Below are 19112 nucleotides of genomic sequence, written 5' to 3'. Positions count from 1 at the left end.
CGTCGTGCCGGGCGGCGTTCAGGACGCCGTCCTCGGGACCGGGTGGCCGGGCGGGAGCCGGGCGACCAGCCCCTCGGCGGCCGCTGTGATCAGGAACACGAAGTAGTCCTCCGGGGTGTGGTCGGGGATGCCGGCACTGGCCTGCCGCAGCAGCTCGGAGCCCGCCATCACGGCCAGCGCCTCCTCGACGGCCGGGGTGCCGAGCAGGCTCGCCCGCTCCTGCTCGGCCACGGTGGCGCCGATGGCCATGGTGGCCATCGAGGAGGAGAGCGCGACGGCGGCGGCCGGGTCGTAGCCGCGCCGGCCGAGGGCGACGATCTGATGCTCCAGCAGCCGCAGGCCCGACGGCCCGCGCGGGAACAGCCGCTGCAGGTACTGGGCCGTCCCCGGATGGCCGAGCGTGAAGCGCCGCAGTTGCATGGCGAAGCTCGCCAGGTGGGCGGCGGCCGGCTCGGCGGGGTCGTCCACGAGCTTGAGCTTGTCGAGGATCGCCTCGCCGATCAGCGTCTCCAGCGCGGAACGGCCGGCCACGTGGCGGTAGAGCGCCGCCGTCGTGACGCCGAGCGCGTCGGCGACGCCCTGCATGCTGAGCCGGACCAGGCCGATGCGGATGCCGGCCTCGATCACGTCGCTCAGCGTGAAGCTGGCCGTGCGTCCGCCGGTCTTCACGGGGCGATCCCCTCCTAAGTTACGGCCCCTAACTTAGAAGAATGATCAGTTCGGACGCAAGGTGCCTGGATTACTCGGCCCGCGCTCTCACCACTCCAGCCACAGCGCGAGCGGCCCCCGGTGGTCGAGCGTGCCGCGGTACTCGATCCGCTGCTCCGCCACGAGCCGCAGCCCCGGCAGCCGTTCGGTGAGCAGCCGCAGCGAGATCTCGACCTCGCGCCGCGCCAGCCCCGCCCCCGGGCAGTAGTGGGGCCCCTGACCGAAGACCACGTTCGCGCGCGGCACCCGGGTGATGTCGAAGATCTCGCCGCGTTCGAAGGCGTCGTCGTCCCGGTTGGCGGAGGCGAGGCAGAGCGCGAACTCGGTCCCGGCGGGGAAGTCCTGCCCGCCGACGGTGGCGTCGGCGGTCGAGACGCGCAGGAAGATGTGCGTCGGGGTGTCGTAGCGGGCGATCTCCTCGGCCGCGTTCGCCACGAGGCCGGGCCGCTCGCACAACAGCCGCCACTGCTCGGGCTGGGACAGCAGCCGCAGCAGGCCGTTGCCGAGCAGCGCCGAGGTGGTGATGTGACCGGGCACGGCGACGCCCAGCACGAGCCCGATGAGCTCGGCCATGCCCTCGAAGGTGAGCGGCTCGGCGCCGGGGGCGAACGCGGCGATGTAGTCGCTGATGAGGTCGTCGCGGGGATCGGCGCGGCGCGCGGTCACGTACCGTTCGATGAGCTGCTGGAAGCGCACCCACGTGCGGGCGCACTCGATCTGCTCCTCCTCGGAGCTGAACCGGTGCCCCATCCCCATGGACGCGGCGGTCCGGCTGTCGTCGCCGAACGCGGCGCTGTCCTCCTCCGCGAAGCCGATCAGCCGGGCGATCACGTCCACGGGCAGCCGGTTGGCGTAGCCGGCCATGAACTCGACGCCGCCGTCCTTGGCGAAGCCGTCGATGAGCCGGGTGGCGCGTTCGGTGATGTACGGCTCGATCGCGTCCACGCGTTCGGGGGTGAGCGCCGCGGAGGCGGGGCCGCGCAGCCGCCGGTGCTCGTCGCCGTCCATCGTGATGTACGAGGCGAGGTTGGGGTAGCCCTTGCTCAGCTCGGCGACGACGGCCGGAGGGAACGGCGTGAACGGGCGCAGGGTGTTGGCCGAGGAGAACGTGCGACTGTCGCGCAGGATGCGGCGCACGTCGGCCATTCTGGTCACGACCCAGGCTCCGATGGCCGGGGAGTAGAACAGCGGCTCCTCGCGGCGGGCCCGCTCGTAGAAGGGGTAGGGATCGGCGTGGTGCTGGTGGAGCGGTTCGTACAGGTCGCCCAGGGACATGCCCATCACCTTCGCCCGGAAGCTGGCAATTGCCCTGACTATAACCCGGCGACGTTACCGTGACGTATGACCAGCGAGACTCCTGAGGCCAGGCGGCACCGCCGCGAGCAGCTCCGCGACTTCCTGCGTGCCTGCCGGGCGCGGCTCGCCCCCGGCGACGTCGGCATGGTGGCGGCCGGCCGGCGCAGGACGCCGGGGTTGCGCCGCGAGGAGGTCGCCGTGCTGGCCGGGGTCGGCGTGTCCTGGTACACGTGGCTGGAGCAGGGGCGCGACATCAACGTCTCGGCCGAGGTGCTCGACGCGATCGGCCGGGCGCTGCGCCTGAGCGAGCCGGAGCGCGCGCATCTGTACCTGCTGGCCGGCCTCAACCCGCCGCTCGCCGGCGGGGCGCGGGGCGGCGCGGAGGTCACGCCGGAGCTGCGCCGCCTGCTCGACGCGTGGACGCCGCGACCGGCGATCCTGCGCGACAGCCGGTGGAACCTGCTGGCGATCAACGCGGCGACGCGGGCGGTGTTCGGCTACGACGACGTCGATCACAACTGCCTGGTCTCGTTCTTCACCAACGCCCGCTACCGCGACATGCACGTGCAGTGGGACGCGGCCGCCCCGGCCGTGGTCGCCGCCTTCCGCGCCGACGCGGGCCACGCCCCCGGCGACCCGGAGTTCGGCCGGCTGGTGGACGACCTCAGCGCGGTCAGCCCCGAGTTCACCGAGCTCTGGGCCCGCCACGAGGTGGGCGCGCCCGTCCAGGCGGTGAAGGCGGTGCGCCACCCCGCCGCCGGTGACCTGCACTTCGAGATGACGACCCTGACGGTGGCCGACCGGCCGGACTGGCACCTGGAGCTGTACAACCCGCTGCCCGGCACCGGTGAGCGGCTGGCCAAGGTGGTGGTGTCAGACCCAGGCTGAGCACGCACTGTTTCGCCCGCGGCCCGGCAGGCAGGCTGAGCTCCATGACGAACGGACGTTTTGACGGCAGGATCGCACTCATCACCGGCGGCACGAGCGGCATGGGCCTGGCCGCCGCGCACCGGCTGCTCGCCGAGGGCGCGCGGGTGATCATCACCGGCAGGGACGAGACGCGGCTGAAGGCCGCGCACGACGAGCTGGGCGGCGACGACCGGGTGCTCCCGGTACGCGGCGACGTCGCGGACCTCGCCGACCTGGACGCGCTCACCGCCACGATCCGCGACCGGTACGGGCGGCTGGACGTGGTCTTCGCCAACGCGGGCGTCGCCTCGTTCGGCGAGGTCACCGAGGCCGAGTTCGACCGCATCGTGACGATCAACTTCAAGGGGGTGTTCTTCACCGTCCACAAGACGCTGCCGCTGCTCGCGGACGGCGGCGCGATCGTGATCAACGCGTCGTGGACGCTGCACCGCGGCCTGCCGGGCGCCTCGATCTACGCGGCGACCAAGGCGGCGGTGCACAACCTGGCGCACACGCTCGCCGCCGACCTGGCGCCCAGGGGGATCCGGGTCAACTCGGTCAGCCCCGGCTACATCGAGACGCCGATGTTCCACGACAACATCTCCCCCGAGGCGGAGGCCGCCGTGCTCGCGGCGGTGCCCGCCGGGCGGCTCGGCACGGCCGAGGACGTCGCGGGCGCGGTCGCCTTCCTCGCCTCGGACGAGGCCTCGTACGTCAACGGGCAGGACCTGGTCATCGACGGCGGCCTGGTCGCCACCGCCTCGGGGCTGACCGGGTGAACCCTCAGGAACGGGCGCGGATCAGGCGGCGGCCGACCCCTTGGGCGGGAAGCTCGACGTACCGGTAGCAGAGCGTGGCGACGGCGGCCACGACGGCCGCCAGCGCCGCCGCCCAGGTGGCCCGCTCCGCCCAGGCGACCTGCCCCGGATACGGCACCAGCCGCCGCAACACCTGCACGGCCAGCGGATGCACCAGGTAAACGGAGTAGCTGATCAGCCCGAGCCGCACCAGCACCCCGGGCATGGCGACCGGCAGCAGCCGGAAGGCCACGAAGGTGAGCCAGGCCGCCACCACGGCCGCCGACCAGCTCCACCTGAACGCCATCGCCTCCTCCTGGCCCATCCCCCAGCCGGGGCCGAACCAGAACGCGGCTGCGACGCACACGACGGGCACCAGCCCGACCACCCACCGGGCGCGGCGGTGGAGCTGCCCCCGGTCGAGCCGGTGCAGCGCCGTGCCGGCGAACATGGTGGCCACGATGGCCAGGCTCTGCCACGCCCCGATCCGGCTGTTCCAGCCGATCAGCACGACGGCGGGCACGGCCAGGGCGGCGGCCCCGGCCAGCCGGGCGTGCGGGCCGCCGCGCAGGACCGCGGCGAGCCCGGCCACCAGCACGGCGGTCGCGGCGAGCACCACGGCCTCGACGCCGAGCCCCCTGGACAGGGCGCCGGCGGGCAGCAGGCCGCCCGCGAGCACGCCCGCCATCACGACGACGAGGGTGCCGGTGGTGCGCGGCCGGTGCGGCGCGAAGACGAAGATCGCGGTGACGAGGAGGTAGAACACCATCTCGTAGGAGAGCGTCCAGAACACGTTGACGACGCTGACCACCTGGAAGAAGTCCTGCAGCATCGTCAGGTGGGCCAGCCCGGCCGTCACCGGGTGCTCGCCGAGCTGCACGGGCAGCTCCGAGTACACCCGCAGCAGGCCGAACGCCGTCCCGGCGACCGCCACGAGCGCCCACAGCGGGTAGAGGCGGAACAGCCGGCCGATCCAGAACCCGGTGACGTCGCCGCGCCGCTCCAGCGAGGCCGGCACCACGTAGCCGCTGACGAGGAAGAACACCATGACGCCGTACTGCCCGAAGTCGAACCACGGGCTGACGGCGGAGCGGATCTCGGGGAAGAGCGGGTCCAGCAGGTGCTCGAAGAGCACGGCGAGCACGGCCACGCCGCGCAGCGCGTCCAGCCAGGTCTGCCTGCGCACGGGCGGGGGCGGTTGCGTCAGGACGCCGGCCCGCGGCCCGCCGTCGCCTCTCAGGTCGGCCAGGTTGATAGACACCCAGTCACGCTATGGGGTCAACCTGAGCGAATGCTTAGAGTAAGCCCAGGTCAGGTGCCATCTTGTCAATAGGGAAAGCTATCGCGAATATTCCTTCCCGTAGGCTGCCCCTGGCCTGCCCAGCTGCCTAATCTCCGTAGTGACGGAGGAGGCGGCGCGATGAGAATCGTGGTGATCGGTGGGACCGGCCTGATCGGGTCGAAGCTGGTGTCCTGGGTGGAGGGGCAGGGTCACGAGGCCGTGGCGGCCTCGCCGAGGACCGGCGTGAACGCCCTCACGGGCGAAGGGCTGGACGGAGCGCTGGCGGGCGCGCACGTGGTGGTCGACGTGTCGAACTCGCCGTCCTTCGAGGCCGCGCGGGTGCTGGAGTTCTTCGAGACCTCGACCCGCAACCTGCTCGCGGCCGAGGTGTCGGCGGGCGTCGGCCATCATGTCGCGCTGTCGGTGGTGGGCACCGGGCGCACGCCGACCAACGACTACTTCCTGGCGAAGCGCGCGCAGGAGGAGCTCATCGCGAAGTCGGGTGTCCCGTTCTCGATCGTGCACGCCACGCAGTTCTTCGAGTTCGTCCGCGGCATCGCCGACGAGGCCACCGAGGACGGCCGGGTCCGCATCGCGCCCGTCCGCTTCCAGCCCATCGCGGGCGACGACGTGGCGGAGGCGGTCGGCCGGGCCGCGCTGGGCGCGCCGCTGAACGGCGGGATCGAGGTGGCGGGGCCCGACGAGTTCCGGATGGACGAGTTCTTCCGCGAGGCGCTGGCCTCCTGGGGCGACACGCGCGAGGTCGTCACCGACCCGCACGCGCGCTACTTCGGGACCGAGGTGAGCGAGCGGGCGCTGGTGCCGGACGAGGGCGCGGCCCTCGGCCGGATCCACTACCGCGACTGGCCGGGCAGGAAGCCCTGACCCGGCGTCCTGCCGCCCTGCCGACCGGCGGCATGGACGTGGAGGCGGCCGAGGTGCCGGGGACGGCGCGGCGGGCTGACATAATCACTTGGCGATCACTGGCACACCGTCGAAGCAGGACCTCGTGAGCATCCCGCCGCGCCCGCAGGACCCGGAGAAAGTGGGGCCGTACCGGATCATCGGGCGGCTCGGCGCCGGTGGCATGGGCATCGTCTACGCGGGCGTGGACGCCGCGGGGCAGCGGGCCGCGGTCAAGCTCATCCACCACACCTACGCCGCCAACCACGAGTTCAGGGTCCGGTTCCGGCGCGAGGTGGCGATGCTCCGCCGGGTGCAGGGCGCCTGCTGCGTACGGATGCTCGCGGCCGACGCCGAGGCCGAGCAGCCGTGGCTGGCGACCGAGTTCATCGACGGCCGCACGCTGGACGAGCACGTCAAGGAGCGCGGCCCGCTGGCGGGCGACGACCTGTTCGGGCTGGCCGCGGGGCTCGCGGAGGCCCTGGTCGCGGTGCACGCCGCGGAGGTCGTGCACCGCGATCTCAAGGCGTCCAACGTGATGTTGTCGCCGGCCGGCCCGAGGCTGGTCGACTTCGGCATCGCCCGCTCGCTCGACGGCACGTCGCTCACCGGCACCGGCCTGGTGATCGGCTCTCCCGGCTGGGTGAGCCCGGAGGAGTACGCGGGCGGCCCGACCGGCCCGGCCGCCGACGTGTACGGCTGGGCGATGGTCGTGGTGTTCGCGGCGACGGGCAAGCTGCCGTACGGGATGGGCCGCCCCGAGGTGCTGTCGTACCGGGTGATGAACGACGCCGTGGACACCGGGGCGGTGCCGCGCGAGCTGCGGCCGACCGTGGACGCGGCCCTGGCGAAGGAGCCGGGCGCGCGCCCCGCGATGGAGGAGGTGCTCGCGGCGGTCGCCGAAGCCTGGCGCGACCGGCACGGTGACGCCGGGGTCAGGGCGGGCAGCCCGGCGTCCGACGTGACGGCCCGGCTGAACCGCGTCTGGTCGGTGCAGGAGGACGCCGCCTCCTGGCCGCCGGAGCCGCCGCCCCGGCCGCCGCGCAGCCTCCTGCGCCGGCTCTCGCCCTTCGTCGCCGCCGTGGCGGCGATCGGAGCCACGGCGGCGGTCGTGCTGAACCTCCCGTCGGGTGCGAAGACCGGCGTCCGCGCCTCTTCGCCGCCCTCGGCCGCGCCGAGCGGGTCCGCCGTGGCGAGCCCCGTGGCGTCGTCGCCGGTGCCGCGCACCGCGGTGGACCTGGCCGCGGCCCTCGACCTGTCGCTCAGCGTGACGCCCACCGCCGACTTCACCTTCGAGGGCGGCTTCACCCAGAGCAGCGCCGGCGCCAAGGCGACCGGCCGCCTGTCGAGCGGTGACGCCAGGGCCGAGGACGACTTCACCATGGCGATCAACCCCTACGAGGAGTCCGCCGGCCGCTACGTCGTCGCCGCCGGGCTGTTCTACCGGGACCGGGCGGGAGCCGCCGCCAAGGTGCTTGAGGAGCAGACCCCGGAGAGCGTTGACTGGTACGCGCTCCTGGTCGCCGGCACGGCGGGCCCGTCCGTCATCCAGCAGGTCGTGCTGAACAGCACCGACATCCACCCGGAGGGCCGCACCTACACCGGTGTCCTGCGCGCGAGCGAGGCGGGCGGCCGGTTGCGGACGTTGCTGGGCTCCTGGCTGGGCGCGGACGTGAGCGAGGGGAGCGGCGCCTCCTACCTCAACTACCGGCTGACGATCGACGCGAAGAACCGGCCGACGAAGTTCAGCCTCACCTGGAAGGTGCCGGTCAGCGGCACCGGCACCTACGAGTCGGTCTTCACGACCACCTACCGGAACTGGCGGGCGGGCGGCAAGATCGCCAAGCCGTAGGGGTCGACCGTCACGCGTGGTGGTCGCAGCAGGAGACGCGGGCCCTGTCCAGCTCCGCGGGGTCGTTCCACCAGTAGCCCGCGGTGCTCGGGTGCGCGGGGACGGGATCCTTGACCTTGCCCGCGGCCTGACCGGTGGACGGCGGGTAAGGGGCCAGGAGCTGCTCCACGGTGTGGTGCCGGCCGCCGACGAGGACGGCGGTGACGTTGGCGGCGTCCTCGATACGGGCGAGCGGGTCGCCGTCCACGATGGCCAGATCCGCGTACCTGCCCTTGCCGATCCTGCCCAGCGGCAGGCCCAGGTAGGCGCCGGACGTGCTGGTAGCGGCGGTGAGCGTCTCCAGCGGCGTGAGCCCGTACCTGACCATGGCGCGCAGGTTCATGTGCAGGCTCACGGCGACGTGGTCGATGGGCGCGTCGGTGCCGACGGTGACCACCCCGCCGCCGCGGATCATCGCCGCGAGCTGCGCGACCTGGTTGGCCAGGTTCTTCAACGTCACCTGGATGGCCGCCGGGTCGGCGTTCTGCGCCGTGGCGACCGTGGCCCGCAGCGCCGCCAGCCGCCAGTTCGGGTAGAGGCGCAGCACCCGTTCGTCGGTGGCCAGCGATGTGTCGTCCCGGTAGAGGGCGGTGGAGTTGAACAGGGTGGGGGTCCTGGCCATCTTCGAGGCGTTGAACATGGCGATGACGTCGGAGTAGGCGGAGCCCACGTTCGTGACGGTGCGGGAGTAGCCGAACCGGCTGGTGGCGCCGACGTGCTCGGTCTGGTCGCCGCCCATGGCGATCGCCGGGTAGTGATAGTGCGAGGTCACCGGCTTGCCCCGGCGGTGCGCCCAGTCGATCACCTCCCGGTGCCAGATCACCGGCAGCCGCACGTAGCACTTCAGCACGTCGTAGTCGAGGTCGGCGGCCCGCTCCAGCTCCAGCGCGAGCTGGTCGTGGCTGAACGTCGGCCGCATGAAGTTGTAGTAGATGCGCGGCCCGTCGATGGCCTCGCCGGTGCCCAGGTAGCGCGGCGCGAGCCGGGCGCCCGACTGCACCGACTCGCGCTCCTCCACCATGTGGTACGCGGGTGAGCCCGGTGAGCGGGTCGTGGTGATGCCGAGGGCCAGCCACAGCGGGCCCTGCCGCGACCCGTACGCGTAGCCCTGCATCTCGCGGTGGTGGTGGATGTCGATCAGGCCGGGCATGACGAACCTGTCGCGGGCGTCGACGAGGGCGCCGGGGCGGCCGTCCTGGTGCGGCTCGACCGCGGTGATCCGCTGGCCGCGCACGATGATGTCCACGTCGCGGGCGACGGTCGCGGACACGCCGTCCCACATGCGCCCCGCGTGGATCACCACCTGCTCGGGGCCGGGGTCGTTACGCCAGGTCAGGCGGTGCGGGACGGTGCGAGGGGCGGCGCCGTCCACGCGTACGCGGCGCAGCCGCCCGCCGTTCAGGTAGAGGAGGGTGGCGGAGTCGCCCGCCCAGACGGGGGCGTCGGACACCTCGCGGGTGACCCGGCGGGCGGGGCCGGTGGGCCGTCCCGTCGCGTCCACGGGCAGCACCCAGATCACCGACTCCATGGCGAAGGCCAGCATGGTGCCGTCCGGCGACCAGACGGGGCCGTCGTCGCCGCGCGTCTGCAGGGAGCGGTGCGGGGCCGGGTCCACGTACGTGCCGGCGCCGGTGGTCCGGTCCACCAGGAGGATCTTGGACAGGCCCTCGCGGTAGCGCCGCGAGTACGGCACGACGGCGGCCAGCGCGATCGTCCTGCCGTCGGGCGACCAGGTCGGCCTGCCCGGCTCGAACGTGGCGTTGAAGATCTTCTGCGGCTCGCCGGAGGCCACGTCCAGGACCCAGAGGGCGCCGTCCTGGTCCAGGTAGGCGATCTCGCTGCCGTCGGGTGACCATCGCACCGACAGGGCGGCGGAGTCGGTGAGCCTGGTCAGCTGCCGGTCGGCGCCCGTGGACAGGTCGCGGACCCAGATGTTGAGCGTTCCCGTCCGGTCCGTCACGAAGGCCAGCCGCCGCCCGTCCGGTGAGAAGTCCGGATCGGCCTTCCACCAGCGGTCGCGGAAGAGCGGCCGCGGGGTGTCGCCGAGCCGCCCCAGGTAGATGTCGTTGAGCGCGCGGAACGCGACGGTGGATCCGTCAGGGGACACCGCCGGGCTGCCGATCCCGACGACGGGGAACGCGCCTGGCGCGTCGAACACCCTGGCCTTCTTCCTGTACTTCGGGGTCGTCGTGGTCAGCGCGGCGGTGAAGCCGACCGTGCCGGCGGCGGCGGAGCCGAGGCGGCGGGACCTGATGGCGCCCGACGAGGTGTAGAAGTAGCGCCCGTCCGGGAGGAACCGGGCCTGGAACGGGAAGACCTCCTCGCCCGCGACCAGGGTGCCCGTCGTGCTCGCCACCTCGTTCAGGCCCGCGCGGAAGAGGTGGTAGGCGAGGTCGGTGCCGTTCGGCAGCCAGGACGGCTGGTGGATGACCTGACCGGCGGGCACCGTGACGGCGGTGCTGCGCGTGCCGGTGGCCACGTCGATGACGTCGATCCTGGTGTCGGCGACGACGAAGGCGAGCTTGGTGCCGTCGGGTGACCAGGCCGGCTCGTACTCCTCGACGGAGGTGTCCGCCAGGGCACGGGACGTCCCGGTGGCGACGTCGAGCAGGTGGATCCCGTAGCTGCCGCCAGCGTCGCAGGAGTAGGCGATGGTGCGGCCGTCGGGGCTGTGGCGGGGCTCGCGGTGGTCGAACGGGCCCTTGGTCAACTGCCTGATCGCGGACCCGTCGGGCCGGATCGTCCACAGGTTGAACACGCCGTCGCGGTACGACTGGAACACCAGGCTGGAGCCGTCGGGGGACCAGTCGGGCTGGGCGATGTCGTACAGGTCGCTGGTGAGCCTGCGGGCGGTGCCGCCCGAGGCGGAGCAGACCCACAGGACGCCCAGCATGTCGAAGGCCAGCAGGCGGCCGTCGGGCGAGGGGGCGACGGCGAAGTCGGTGCCGGTCGCGACCGAGGTCCGGCCCCTGGCGGCGGCCCTCGCCGGCGGCGCCGCGACGGGCGCGATCGCGGCGGCGAGGGCGGCGCCGGCGCCACCGGCCAGGACGGTCCGGCGGGTCGGGCGGGACATCGAGCCAGGGGCGTCAGGTGACATCGGGGCTTCCCTCCACTGCTCGCGCTTGACTCGGATCTTCGTCTACGAGGTGCATACGTTGGTCAAGACGATCGGTCAAGGGCCGCCGGATGATCCGCTAGAGCAGCCGGTCGGTGTGGTCGAGCGCCTCCCGGCGGAGCTCGCCGAGGAACTGCCGCAGCAGCTCGTCCCTGCCCTCCTCCGTCTGGCCGTCCTGGTACACCTGCCAGCAGGTGTGGATGCCGTGCAGCAGGTTGTCGAGCAGGTCGGGAGCGGGCCGGGCGGGATCGAGCGGGGTGAGCGGCACAAAGATCGTGCTCGGTTCGAGACCCAGATCGGGGTGGTCGGCGTCGGCCTTGCTGAGCAGGTCCTGGGCGGCGATGACGCGCTCGTGGATGTCGGTGATGCCGCGCAGGTGACCGTCGGCGACGTGCAGCGCGTTGCGGATCAGCGGCATGACCACGTGCAGGGGGCGCCCGCCTGACGTGAGGACGGCGGTGATCTCGGTGAGGCTCTCCAGGGCCAGCGGCTTGCTGTGCTGCTCGGCCGAGGCCACGACGTGCACCTGGTGCAGGCCGGTGTGCCGGGCGGCCACGGTCACGGCGGCGTGGTACCAGTGGGCGGCGGCCACGGCGGCGGCGGCCGGGTCGATCTGGGTCAGCAGCGCGGGGCAGCCGAAGGGCTGCGCCCGCAGCAGGGTGTCGGCCTGCGAGATCTGCAGCGGCGAGGCGTCCTCGCGGCTGAGCGCGACGGCCTGCTCGGCCCGGTCGGACAGGTCGCCCAGCTCGGCCTGCTCGATGGCGGCCAGTTCGGCGGCGACGTCCGTGGTGATGTGCGTGTCGAGCCCGGGGACGCCCAGCGTGTGCAGGGTCGTGGCGACGGCGTTCGCGGCCCGTCCGACCTGGGTGGCGGCCGTCCGGGGACCGGCCCGGTGGGCGGCGATCAGCGTCGGCAGGACGGTGGCGAAGGCGTCGCGCTCCTGCTGCCTGCGCCAGCCGAGGCTGTGCGGGCCGTGCCGGTCGGCGGCGCTGGCCGGGTGGGTGTAGGAGCGCCAGCAGATCTCCGACAGCCTGGTCAGCTGGGCGGCGAGATGGCGGATGTTCCCGGCGTCATCCAGCTCGGGCAGTTCGGCGACGAGGGTGGTGGTGTCGCCGATGCCGGTGCTCCAGAGGGCGACGAGCACGTTGCGGGCATGGTCGATGGCATACCGAGTCACGAGTACCTCTTCAGGGTGGGGGGAACAGAAGGGCGATGCTCGGGAGGCTGCTGGCCATGCCCAGGATGCTCGATCGGGTGCCTGCGTGAAGCCGTTTTGACGTTGTTACGCGTCCCTGATCAGCGCTTTTGCTAGGAGATGCGGGGTAACTCCTTGCGGCCTTACGGGTGTAAGGGTAGGGTCGGCCTTCGACTTACAGGTGTAAGGGAAGGGTGAGATGGATTCGCGCAGGCGAGCAACCGTCGTGGCGGGCGTGCTGATCATCGCAGGCATGATCGCCGGAGTGTCGAGCGTCGTCCCCGTCCTGGAGGAGCCGCACTTCCTCGGCCTCGTCGCCGCGCACGAGAGCCAGATCGTCATCGGCGCGGTGGCCCAGTTCGTGATGATCCCCGCCTACGTCGGCTTCGCCCTGTGCCTGTATCCGGCGCTGAAGGCGCAGAGCGAAGCGCTCAGCCTGGGGTTCCTCGGCTTCAGGATGATCGCCGCGGGCTTCCACCTCGTCGGCGTGCTCCTCCTGCCCCTGTTCCTGGTGCTGGAGTCGGAGTCGGCCGCCTCGGTGCTGCGTACGGCACGCGACCTGGTCAACCACGTCGCGGTCGTCGTCTCCCTGGGCCTCGGCGATCTCCTGCTGTTCTGGATCCTCCACCGGTCGAGATCCGTCCCGCGCTGGCTGTCCGCGTGGGGGATCGCCGGGATCGTGCCGGCCCTGGTGGCGAGCTTCCTGGTGCTGTTCGGCCGCACGGGCGTCGTCACCCCGCTGTACCTGGCCATGACGACGCCGCTCGCCGTGCAGGGCCTGGTTCTGGCCGGATGGCTGATCGTCAGGGGCCTTCCCCGGCACGCCTGAATCAGGTCGCGGGCCTGAGGAGGGCGGCGGCCAGCAGGGTGGCCAGCCACTCCTCGTACTCGGCCGCGCTCCACCCGCACACCTCGGTGAGCTTCTCGAAGTTCTCCGTCGAGGTGAGCACGTAGATCTGCTCGGCCGCCCTGGCCGCGGGCAGGCCCGGGCGCAGAACGCCGATCGCGTGCAGGTGCTCGGCGGGGCCGCGGCTGCCCCTCAGGCGCTCACGTTCGATGCCGGCCAGCACGTCCTGGAGCCCCGTGTCGGCCGGCGACGCGGCGGCCGCCGCGCGCAGCACGCGGTGCACGGGTGTGACGCGCCGCAGGATCGCCGTGGCCATGGCGGCGTACAGGGCCAGCTTGCGGACGGGGTCCGGCTCGTCGATGATCGCCTGCACCTCGGGGCGGTCGCTCTGCGGCGTGGGACGGGCGTCTCCGGCCAGGGTGATGTCATGGACCAGCTTGGCCAGCGCCGGCTTGCCGCCCGGGCAGGACGTGTACAGCGTCTGAACCGCGACGCCCGCCTCGCGCGCCACCTCCGCCATGGTGGTGTCGGCGTAGCCCTTCCTGATCATCAGCTCCCGTGCGGCCGTCGCGATCTTCTGCCGCGTGGCCTGGGCCTGCTCCTGGCGCAGGGCGCTGGAGTAGGCGCGGCGCTTCTTCTGCTCGGACATCGCGAACCATGATTTCAGAAGTATATTGACTAGAAGCGTATCTAATGAAAAGGTGCGGTTCTAGTCAAAGTGTCGTCTGGGGAGGCGCACCGTGTCCCTGCTGCTCACCGTGTCCCGGATGGTCGCGACGGCGCTGGCCGGCCTGTACGCGGGCGGCGTCCTCTTCGTCGTCATCGCCCCTTCGGTGGCGCGGATGCCGGGCGCGGCCTACGTCACGTACTGGCAGGCGCTCAACGCCGACTACGGCCGGGCCATGCCGCCGTTCCTGCTGGCCGGCATCGGGGTGACGCTCGTCGCCTCGGCCCTGTCGTGGCAGCGGGGATGGCCGGCGTTCGGCGCCTGCACGGCCGCGCTGATCCTGCTCGTCGCCACCGTCGCCCTCACCGTGGCGGGGATGGAGCCGCTCAACCGGATCGCGAACGGCTGGGATCCCGCCCAGCCGCCCGCCGGCTGGCACGAGATCCGGCAGCGGTGGCTCGGCCTGCACCTCCTGCGCGCGGTGCTCGCCCTCGCCGCGTTCGCGTGCCTGATCGCCGCCCAGGGCCTCGACCACGACAGACCCGCACCGCTGAACCGGACCGATCTCCCGCTGGAGAGCAACGTCCCGTGACACGCAGGATCATGAACGCGGCCGTGGCGCTGGTCGCCCTGGCCCCGCCGGAGAGGCGAACGCCATGAGTCCCGACAGCAAGACCTTCACCTGGAACCGCCCGATGATGGCCGAGGTCGGGAGCTGGGGCAAGCAGACCGGCAAGTTCGACTGCTCAGGGCCAGGCCGTCCGGCAAACGCCTACGCCCGCGCGCAGGACGTCACCTCCGGCCGGTGGTCCGCCGGCGTGCCCGTCCGGGTCGGCCGCGCCGTCTACTGATCGCGCCGCGACAGGCCTGACGCGCGTGCCTCCGGCGTCGTTACGTTGACGTCCATGAGCGAGAAGCTGACCCGCATGGACGTCACCACGGCGCTGGACCTGGCCCTCGACGCGCTCGCGGCCCACGGAGAGCGGCCGGCGTATCGCGTGTGCGGCACCAGCGCCGCACTCCTCCAGGGCGTGCGGCTCCCCGCCGGCGACATCGACGTCCTGCTCGCCGACAGGAAGGACCTGGACGCCTTCGCCGCGGCCCTCTCCGCCTTCCCCTGCCTCCACCCGGCGCAGTGGCTGCCCGGGTCGGCGCAGTACTTCACCAGGTTCGAGGTGAACGGGGTCGTGCTGGAGCTCAGCACGGTCGAGCGCCAGACCGACTCCGACGCGCTGGAGTGCGTGGGCAGCGGGCCGTGGCGGCACCACGTCCCGGTCGTCTGCGGTTCCCACCGGGTGCCGGTGGTGCGGCTGGAGCTGCGCCTGGCCACGGAGCTGATGCGGGACCGGCCCGATCGGTACGACCCGCTGCTCGGCCACCTGGCCACGCACGGCTTCGACGCGGATCTGCTGCGGCGGGCCATGGACGCCTGCCCCGTCCCCGATCACCTCAGGCGGCTGGCGCGCGACCGTCTCACGAGGTGACCGCTTGCCGTGGTGGGCGACCGCCCACTATGGTGGGCGCATGCCCACTTCATCGCAAGGACAACCAGCGCACCAAGCCAGGGAGTACGCGGAGTCGTTCGGCGCGGACGCGGAACGCTACGACCGCGCCCGGCCGCCCTACCCCGGCGCCCTGGTCAAGCGCGTCGTCGCCGCCAGCCCCGGCCCCGCCGTCCTGGACGTCGGCTGCGGCACCGGCATCGAGGCCCGCCAGTTCCAGGCGGCCGGCTGCACCGTGCTGGGCGTCGACCCCGACGAGCGCATGCTCGAAGTCGCGCGCCGCAGCGGGGTCGAGGCCGAGGCCGCCACGTTCGAGGCGTGGGAGCCGGCGGGCCGCACGTTCGACGCGGTCATCGCAGGCCAGGCGTGGCACTGGGTGGACCCGGTCGCGGGCGCGGCCAAGGCGGCCAGGCTGCTGCGTCCCGGCGGGCCGCTGGCGATCTTCGCGCACGTCTTCGACGCTCCACCCGCCATCGCGCGGGCGTACGCGGAGGTCCTCCGCAGGGTGATGCCCGACTCACCCTTCGCGGGCCAGCAGGCGCGGCCGGCGCGCGATGTCTACGCGGAGATGTTCGCCAAGTTCACCGACGGGATCCGGGAGGCGGGCGGGTTCGGCGAGCCGGAGCTGTGGCGGTTCGAGTGGGAGCGGGACTACACCCGCGACGAGTGGCTGGACCTGCTGCCCACGACCGGCGCGCTCACCCGGCTCCCGGCTGGCAAGCTGGCCGAGGTGCTGGACGGCGTCGGAGCCGCGATCGACGGGCTCGGCGGCCGGTTCACGGTGCCGTACCTGACGCTGGCGGTCGTCGCGGCCCGCACCCCCTGATCAGGGCGCCCGGCTGAGCTCCCGCCGCCCGGTCACCGGCTCGGCCGACCCGGGGAAGGTGACGACGATCTCCAGCCCGCCCCCGGGGTTGGGGCTCGCCCGCATCTCCGCGTCGTGCGCCTTCGCGATCGACGCGACGATCGACAACCCCAGCCCGGCGCCCTGTCCACGGGTCGTGTGCAGCCGCCGGAAGGGCTCGAAGAGATCGCCGAAGCGTTCGACGGGCACGTGCGGGCCGGTGTTGCGGACCGTCAGCACCCCGCCGGCGAGCGTCACCTCGACGGTCCCGCCCGGATGGTTGTAGCGGACCGCGTTGTCGAGCAGGTTCGTGACGAGCCGGTTCAGCAGGACGGGGTCGCCCTCGACGGCGAACAGCTCCGTCCGCGCCGTCACGGCGACCTCGTCCGGGCGCCCTTCGGCCAGGACGAGCCGCACCACCTCGTCCAGGGCGACCGGGCTTCTGTCGTCCAGGCCGTGCTCCGCCTGGGCCAGCACCAGGAGGGCGTCGATGAGGTTCTCGGCGCGGCGGTTGTGCAGCAGGAGCTTGTCGCGGATCTCCCCGACGTCCTCGGGGAGCCCGATCTCGATGGCCGCCCGCTGGACGGCCAGCGGCGTCCGCAACTCGTGGGAGGCGTTGGCGATGAACCGCCGCTGCCCCGCGACGGAGCGTTCGAGCCGGTCGAGCATCGCGTCGAAGGTGTCGGCCAGCTCCTTCAGCTCGTCCTTCGGCCCGGCGAGCGCGATCCGCTCGTGCAGGGTCGACAGGGACAGCCGCTGCGCGGTGGCGGTGATCCGGTGCAGCGGGCGCAGGATCCGCCTGGCGATCGTCCAGCCGACGACCAGCGAGACCAGCGACAGGACCGCGACCGTGAACACGGTCATCTCCCACTGGTAGCTGATCACGTCGTCGACCAGGTCGGGCAGCCGCGGCGCCGGAGGCCGCTCCCCGGGCCCGAGCCACACCCGCTCGGGCGGCTGCGCGACGAGCGGGCCGATCCGCGCGTCCATCGCCTGCCGCAGCAGCACGTTGACGGTGATCAGCAACACGACCGAGGTCAGCAGGAACAGCCCGGAGTAGATCAGCGTGAGCCGTACCCGGATCGTCGTCACAGCAGGTATCCCGCGCCGGGGACCGTCTGGATGCACGGCGGGTCGCCCAGCTTCGCCCGTAATCGGCTGACCACCACCCGCACCACGGTGGTGAACGGGTCGGTGTGCTCGTCCCACGCCTCTTCGAGCAGCCGCTCCGAGCTGACCACCGCGCCCTCCGCCCGCATCAGCACCTCCAGGACGGCGAACTCCTTGAGCGACAGGTGCAGGTGCCGCCCGTCCCGCGAAGCCTGCAGCAGGTGGGTGTCGAGCACGATGCCGTGCCGCGACAGCACCGGCGGCGCCTGCGGCCGGCTGCGCCGCCCCAGGGCGCGCACCCGCGCGACCAGCTCGGCGTAGTCGAACGGCTTGGGCAGGTAGTCGTCGGCTCCCATGCCGAGCCCCGCCACCCGGTCCGGCACCGACGCCGCCGCCGTCATCATCAGGATCCTGGTACGGCTGCCGCGCGCCACCACCTCGCGGCAGACGAGGTCGCCGTGCAGCTCGGGCAGGTCGCGATCCAGCACGAGAACGTCGTAGTCGTGCACCGCCAGCCGCTCCACGGCGGCGGCCCCGTCGTACACCACGTCGACGGCCATGGCGTGGCGGCGCAGCCCCACGGCCACCAGGTCGGCCAGATCACGTTCGTCTTCCACTACCAGAACCCGCATATCGACGTGCATATCCGAAGGGTGGTAACAGCGGCGTTAACGGTCACGTTCACAGCCGTGAAACCCGCCCCCGGCCATCCTCATGGCCATGATCAAAACCTTCGTCGCCGCCGCCCTGCTGGCGGTCAGCCTCACCCCGACGCCCCAGCCTGTCCCCGGCGCCTGCGCCACCAGCACGGCGCCACCGCCGCAGTCGGCGCCCCCGACCTCGGTGAACACGCTCCGGCAGGCGTACTACTGCGTGCTGGACAACTACTACAGCGGCCCGGCCCTGGACTCCAGGACGTTACTGCGCAACGCCATGTCGGCCTACACCCAGGAGCTGATGCGGCGCGGCGCCGACCGCGACGACCTCCAGCTCCCCGCCCTGACCGGCAACCGCGACACCGACTGGGCCGCCTTCGCCGAGGCGCTCGGCGCCGGCGACCCCGCCGCGCTGCGCGCCGCGATCACCGGCATGGTCGCCGGGCTCCAGGACAACCACGCCAACTGGGTCGAGCCGAGGCCGGAGGAGAGCGAGCCGACCGGCATCGGCATCGCCGGTGTGTCGGCCGCCTACGGCTCGCGGCTCGACCCGGCGGCCCGGCCGCCGCTGTTCATCACGCAGGTGCTGCCCGGCAGCCCCGCCGCCAAGGCCGACGTCAGGCCCGGTGACATCCTGGTCAAGGCCAACGGTGTGCCGGCGTTCATCGGGGACACCGTCAACCAGAGCCTCGTTGACGCCTTCGGCGCTCCCGGCCCGGCCCGGCTCACGCTCAAGCGCCCCACGACCGGACGGACCCGCACCGTCGAGATCAAGCCGGCCCCCGTCACGCGGCAGCCCCCGGCGGTGACGTCGAAGACGCTGCCCGGCGGCGCGATCTACGTCAAGCTGCCCGGCTTCTTCCAGGGCGCCGCCGACCAGGTCATCGCCAAGCTGCAGGGCAAGCCGGAGGCGGTCGTCCTCGACCTGCGCGGCAACGGCGGCGGGTCGCCCCGCGAGGTGACGCGGCTGCTCGGCGCGTTCGCGCACGGCAAGGTCACCAGCTACTTCTGCCCGTTCGAGGGCGACTGCGTGCCCAACAGGACCGACGACAGCGTCCCGCTGGTCGGCGCGCGCCTGGTCGTCCTCACCGACCGCGGCTGCGCCTCGGCCTGCGACGACTTCAGCGCGGCCGTCAAGGGCAACGGCATCGGCGCCCTCGTCGGCACGCGCACGGCCGGAGCCGTCTCCGGCCCGGGCGACGGATACCTGCTCGACGACGGCAGCGTCCTGATCCTGCCCAAGGTCCGCCACCTCGGACCCGCCCGCGAGACCATCGACACGGTGGGCGTGCCTGTGGATCACCACGCCCCGATGACCGCGCTCGACCTGGCCACCGGGCGCGACCCCGGCGTGGCCAAGGCGCTCGACCTGCTGCGCGGGGAGAACTAG

Annotated in this window: 18 protein-coding genes; 10 read left to right on the top strand and 8 right to left on the bottom strand. The window is 72.6% G+C overall.

Annotated elements, in window-relative coordinates; all coding sequences use genetic code 11:
* Nucleotides 1-18: 18 nt before the first annotated feature.
* Together FXF51_RS47700 and FXF51_RS47695 are read right to left on the bottom strand one after the other, a co-directional pair.
* Entirely contained in the window at nucleotides 19-669 is a 651-nt protein-coding gene (locus tag FXF51_RS47700) for a TetR/AcrR family transcriptional regulator C-terminal domain-containing protein (RefSeq protein WP_148441454.1), read from the bottom strand.
* A gap of 87 nt (nucleotides 670-756) precedes the next feature.
* Nucleotides 757-1983: a cytochrome P450 gene (locus FXF51_RS47695; protein ID WP_187414978.1), complete on the bottom strand. Its 1227-nt coding sequence runs from the start codon at nucleotides 1981-1983 to the stop codon at nucleotides 757-759.
* Nucleotides 1984-2049: 66 nt separating this feature from the next.
* Between FXF51_RS47695 and FXF51_RS47690 the strand changes: the two genes are divergently transcribed.
* Nucleotides 2050-2892: a helix-turn-helix transcriptional regulator gene (locus FXF51_RS47690; RefSeq protein ID WP_148441452.1), complete on the top strand. Its 843-nt coding sequence runs from the start codon at nucleotides 2050-2052 to the stop codon at nucleotides 2890-2892.
* A gap of 44 nt (nucleotides 2893-2936) precedes the next feature.
* A complete protein-coding gene (locus tag FXF51_RS47685) occupies nucleotides 2937-3692 on the top strand; it encodes a glucose 1-dehydrogenase (RefSeq protein ID WP_148441451.1) in 756 nt (251 codons plus the stop codon).
* Between the two features lie 4 nt (nucleotides 3693-3696).
* Here the strand turns inward: FXF51_RS47685 and FXF51_RS47680 are convergent, their stop codons facing one another.
* Complete coding sequence (locus FXF51_RS47680) at nucleotides 3697-4971, bottom strand: acyltransferase family protein (protein WP_148441450.1); 1275 nt, start codon at nucleotides 4969-4971, stop codon at nucleotides 3697-3699.
* 159 nt (nucleotides 4972-5130) lie between these two features.
* Here FXF51_RS47680 and FXF51_RS47675 point away from each other — a divergent pair, with 159 nt between their 5' ends.
* Nucleotides 5131-5877: an SDR family oxidoreductase gene (locus FXF51_RS47675; protein ID WP_148441449.1), complete on the top strand. Its 747-nt coding sequence runs from the start codon at nucleotides 5131-5133 to the stop codon at nucleotides 5875-5877.
* Between the two features lie 124 nt (nucleotides 5878-6001).
* Complete coding sequence (locus FXF51_RS47670; protein WP_148441448.1) at nucleotides 6002-7747, top strand: serine/threonine protein kinase; 1746 nt, start codon at nucleotides 6002-6004, stop codon at nucleotides 7745-7747.
* Nucleotides 7748-7757: 10 nt separating this feature from the next.
* Here FXF51_RS47670 and FXF51_RS47665 read toward each other — a convergent pair whose 3' ends face one another.
* Together FXF51_RS47665 and FXF51_RS47660 are read right to left on the bottom strand one after the other, a co-directional pair.
* Complete coding sequence (locus FXF51_RS47665) at nucleotides 7758-10883, bottom strand: amidohydrolase family protein (RefSeq protein ID WP_148441447.1); 3126 nt, start codon at nucleotides 10881-10883, stop codon at nucleotides 7758-7760.
* Nucleotides 10884-10980: 97 nt separating this feature from the next.
* Complete coding sequence (locus FXF51_RS47660; protein WP_148441446.1) at nucleotides 10981-12078, bottom strand: hypothetical protein; 1098 nt, start codon at nucleotides 12076-12078, stop codon at nucleotides 10981-10983.
* A gap of 217 nt (nucleotides 12079-12295) precedes the next feature.
* On the opposite strand from FXF51_RS47660, the gene FXF51_RS47655 reads away from it, so the two are divergent.
* Nucleotides 12296-12925: a DUF4386 domain-containing protein gene (locus FXF51_RS47655; protein ID WP_148441445.1), complete on the top strand. Its 630-nt coding sequence runs from the start codon at nucleotides 12296-12298 to the stop codon at nucleotides 12923-12925.
* Between the two features lies 1 nt (nucleotide 12926).
* Here the strand turns inward: FXF51_RS47655 and FXF51_RS47650 are convergent, their stop codons facing one another.
* On the bottom strand, nucleotides 12927-13592 hold the full coding sequence (locus FXF51_RS47650) for a TetR/AcrR family transcriptional regulator (RefSeq protein WP_148441444.1): 666 nt from the start codon (nucleotides 13590-13592) through the stop codon (nucleotides 12927-12929).
* 91 nt (nucleotides 13593-13683) lie between these two features.
* Between FXF51_RS47650 and FXF51_RS47645 the strand changes: the two genes are divergently transcribed.
* The 4 genes from FXF51_RS47645 to FXF51_RS47630 all read left to right on the top strand — a co-directional run bounded on the left by FXF51_RS47645 (nucleotide 13684) and on the right by FXF51_RS47630 (nucleotide 15938).
* Nucleotides 13684-14202 (top strand): DUF1772 domain-containing protein, encoded by a 519-nt coding sequence (locus FXF51_RS47645; RefSeq protein WP_262380323.1) that lies wholly within the window; start codon nucleotides 13684-13686, stop codon nucleotides 14200-14202.
* A gap of 64 nt (nucleotides 14203-14266) precedes the next feature.
* Nucleotides 14267-14461: a hypothetical protein gene (locus FXF51_RS47640; protein WP_148441443.1), complete on the top strand. Its 195-nt coding sequence runs from the start codon at nucleotides 14267-14269 to the stop codon at nucleotides 14459-14461.
* A gap of 54 nt (nucleotides 14462-14515) precedes the next feature.
* Nucleotides 14516-15094 (top strand): hypothetical protein, encoded by a 579-nt coding sequence (locus tag FXF51_RS47635; RefSeq protein ID WP_148441442.1) that lies wholly within the window; start codon nucleotides 14516-14518, stop codon nucleotides 15092-15094.
* 40 nt (nucleotides 15095-15134) lie between these two features.
* Nucleotides 15135-15938 (top strand): class I SAM-dependent methyltransferase, encoded by an 804-nt coding sequence (locus FXF51_RS47630; RefSeq protein WP_148441441.1) that lies wholly within the window; start codon nucleotides 15135-15137, stop codon nucleotides 15936-15938.
* Here FXF51_RS47630 and FXF51_RS47625 read toward each other — a convergent pair whose 3' ends face one another.
* Together FXF51_RS47625 and FXF51_RS47620 are read right to left on the bottom strand one after the other, a co-directional pair.
* Complete coding sequence (locus FXF51_RS47625; RefSeq protein WP_148441440.1) at nucleotides 15939-17048, bottom strand: sensor histidine kinase; 1110 nt, start codon at nucleotides 17046-17048, stop codon at nucleotides 15939-15941. It lies immediately after the preceding gene.
* Nucleotides 17045-17698, bottom strand: a complete 654-nt coding sequence (locus tag FXF51_RS47620) for a response regulator transcription factor (protein ID WP_148441439.1) — start codon at nucleotides 17696-17698, stop codon at nucleotides 17045-17047. The genes FXF51_RS47625 and FXF51_RS47620 overlap by 4 nt, the downstream gene beginning before the upstream one ends.
* Before the next feature lie 88 nt (nucleotides 17699-17786).
* Here FXF51_RS47620 and FXF51_RS47615 point away from each other — a divergent pair, with 88 nt between their 5' ends.
* Nucleotides 17787-19112, top strand: coding sequence for a S41 family peptidase (locus FXF51_RS47615; RefSeq protein ID WP_187414977.1), 1326 nt, complete (start codon nucleotides 17787-17789; stop codon nucleotides 19110-19112).

This window comes from Nonomuraea sp. PA05, from assembly GCF_008086045.1.
In the GTDB taxonomy this organism is placed as follows: domain Bacteria; phylum Actinomycetota; class Actinomycetes; order Streptosporangiales; family Streptosporangiaceae; genus Nonomuraea; species Nonomuraea monospora.
Note: the sequence above shows the minus strand (reverse complement) of the source record. Positions and strands in the feature narration are given on the sequence as shown.

What these genes read in the sequence shown, in the direction of transcription:
- FXF51_RS47685 (WP_148441451.1), top strand. Translation starts at nt 2,937, where the DNA reads ATGACGAACGGACGTTTTGACGGCAGGATCGCACTCATCACCGGCGGC.
- FXF51_RS47695 (WP_187414978.1), bottom strand. Translation starts at nt 1,983, where the DNA reads ATGTCCCTGGGCGACCTGTACGAACCGCTCCACCAGCACCACGCCGAT.
- FXF51_RS47620 (WP_148441439.1), bottom strand. Translation starts at nt 17,698, where the DNA reads ATGCGGGTTCTGGTAGTGGAAGACGAACGTGATCTGGCCGACCTGGTG.
- FXF51_RS47665 (WP_148441447.1), bottom strand. Translation starts at nt 10,883, where the DNA reads ATGTCACCTGACGCCCCTGGCTCGATGTCCCGCCCGACCCGCCGGACC.
- FXF51_RS47675 (WP_148441449.1), top strand. Translation starts at nt 5,131, where the DNA reads ATGAGAATCGTGGTGATCGGTGGGACCGGCCTGATCGGGTCGAAGCTG.
- FXF51_RS47630 (WP_148441441.1), top strand. Translation starts at nt 15,135, where the DNA reads ATGCCCACTTCATCGCAAGGACAACCAGCGCACCAAGCCAGGGAGTAC.
- FXF51_RS47635 (WP_148441442.1), top strand. Translation starts at nt 14,516, where the DNA reads ATGAGCGAGAAGCTGACCCGCATGGACGTCACCACGGCGCTGGACCTG.
- FXF51_RS47650 (WP_148441444.1), bottom strand. Translation starts at nt 13,592, where the DNA reads ATGTCCGAGCAGAAGAAGCGCCGCGCCTACTCCAGCGCCCTGCGCCAG.
- FXF51_RS47655 (WP_148441445.1), top strand. Translation starts at nt 12,296, where the DNA reads ATGGATTCGCGCAGGCGAGCAACCGTCGTGGCGGGCGTGCTGATCATC.
- FXF51_RS47640 (WP_148441443.1), top strand. Translation starts at nt 14,267, where the DNA reads ATGAGTCCCGACAGCAAGACCTTCACCTGGAACCGCCCGATGATGGCC.
- FXF51_RS47615 (WP_187414977.1), top strand. Translation starts at nt 17,787, where the DNA reads ATGATCAAAACCTTCGTCGCCGCCGCCCTGCTGGCGGTCAGCCTCACC.
- FXF51_RS47690 (WP_148441452.1), top strand. Translation starts at nt 2,050, where the DNA reads ATGACCAGCGAGACTCCTGAGGCCAGGCGGCACCGCCGCGAGCAGCTC.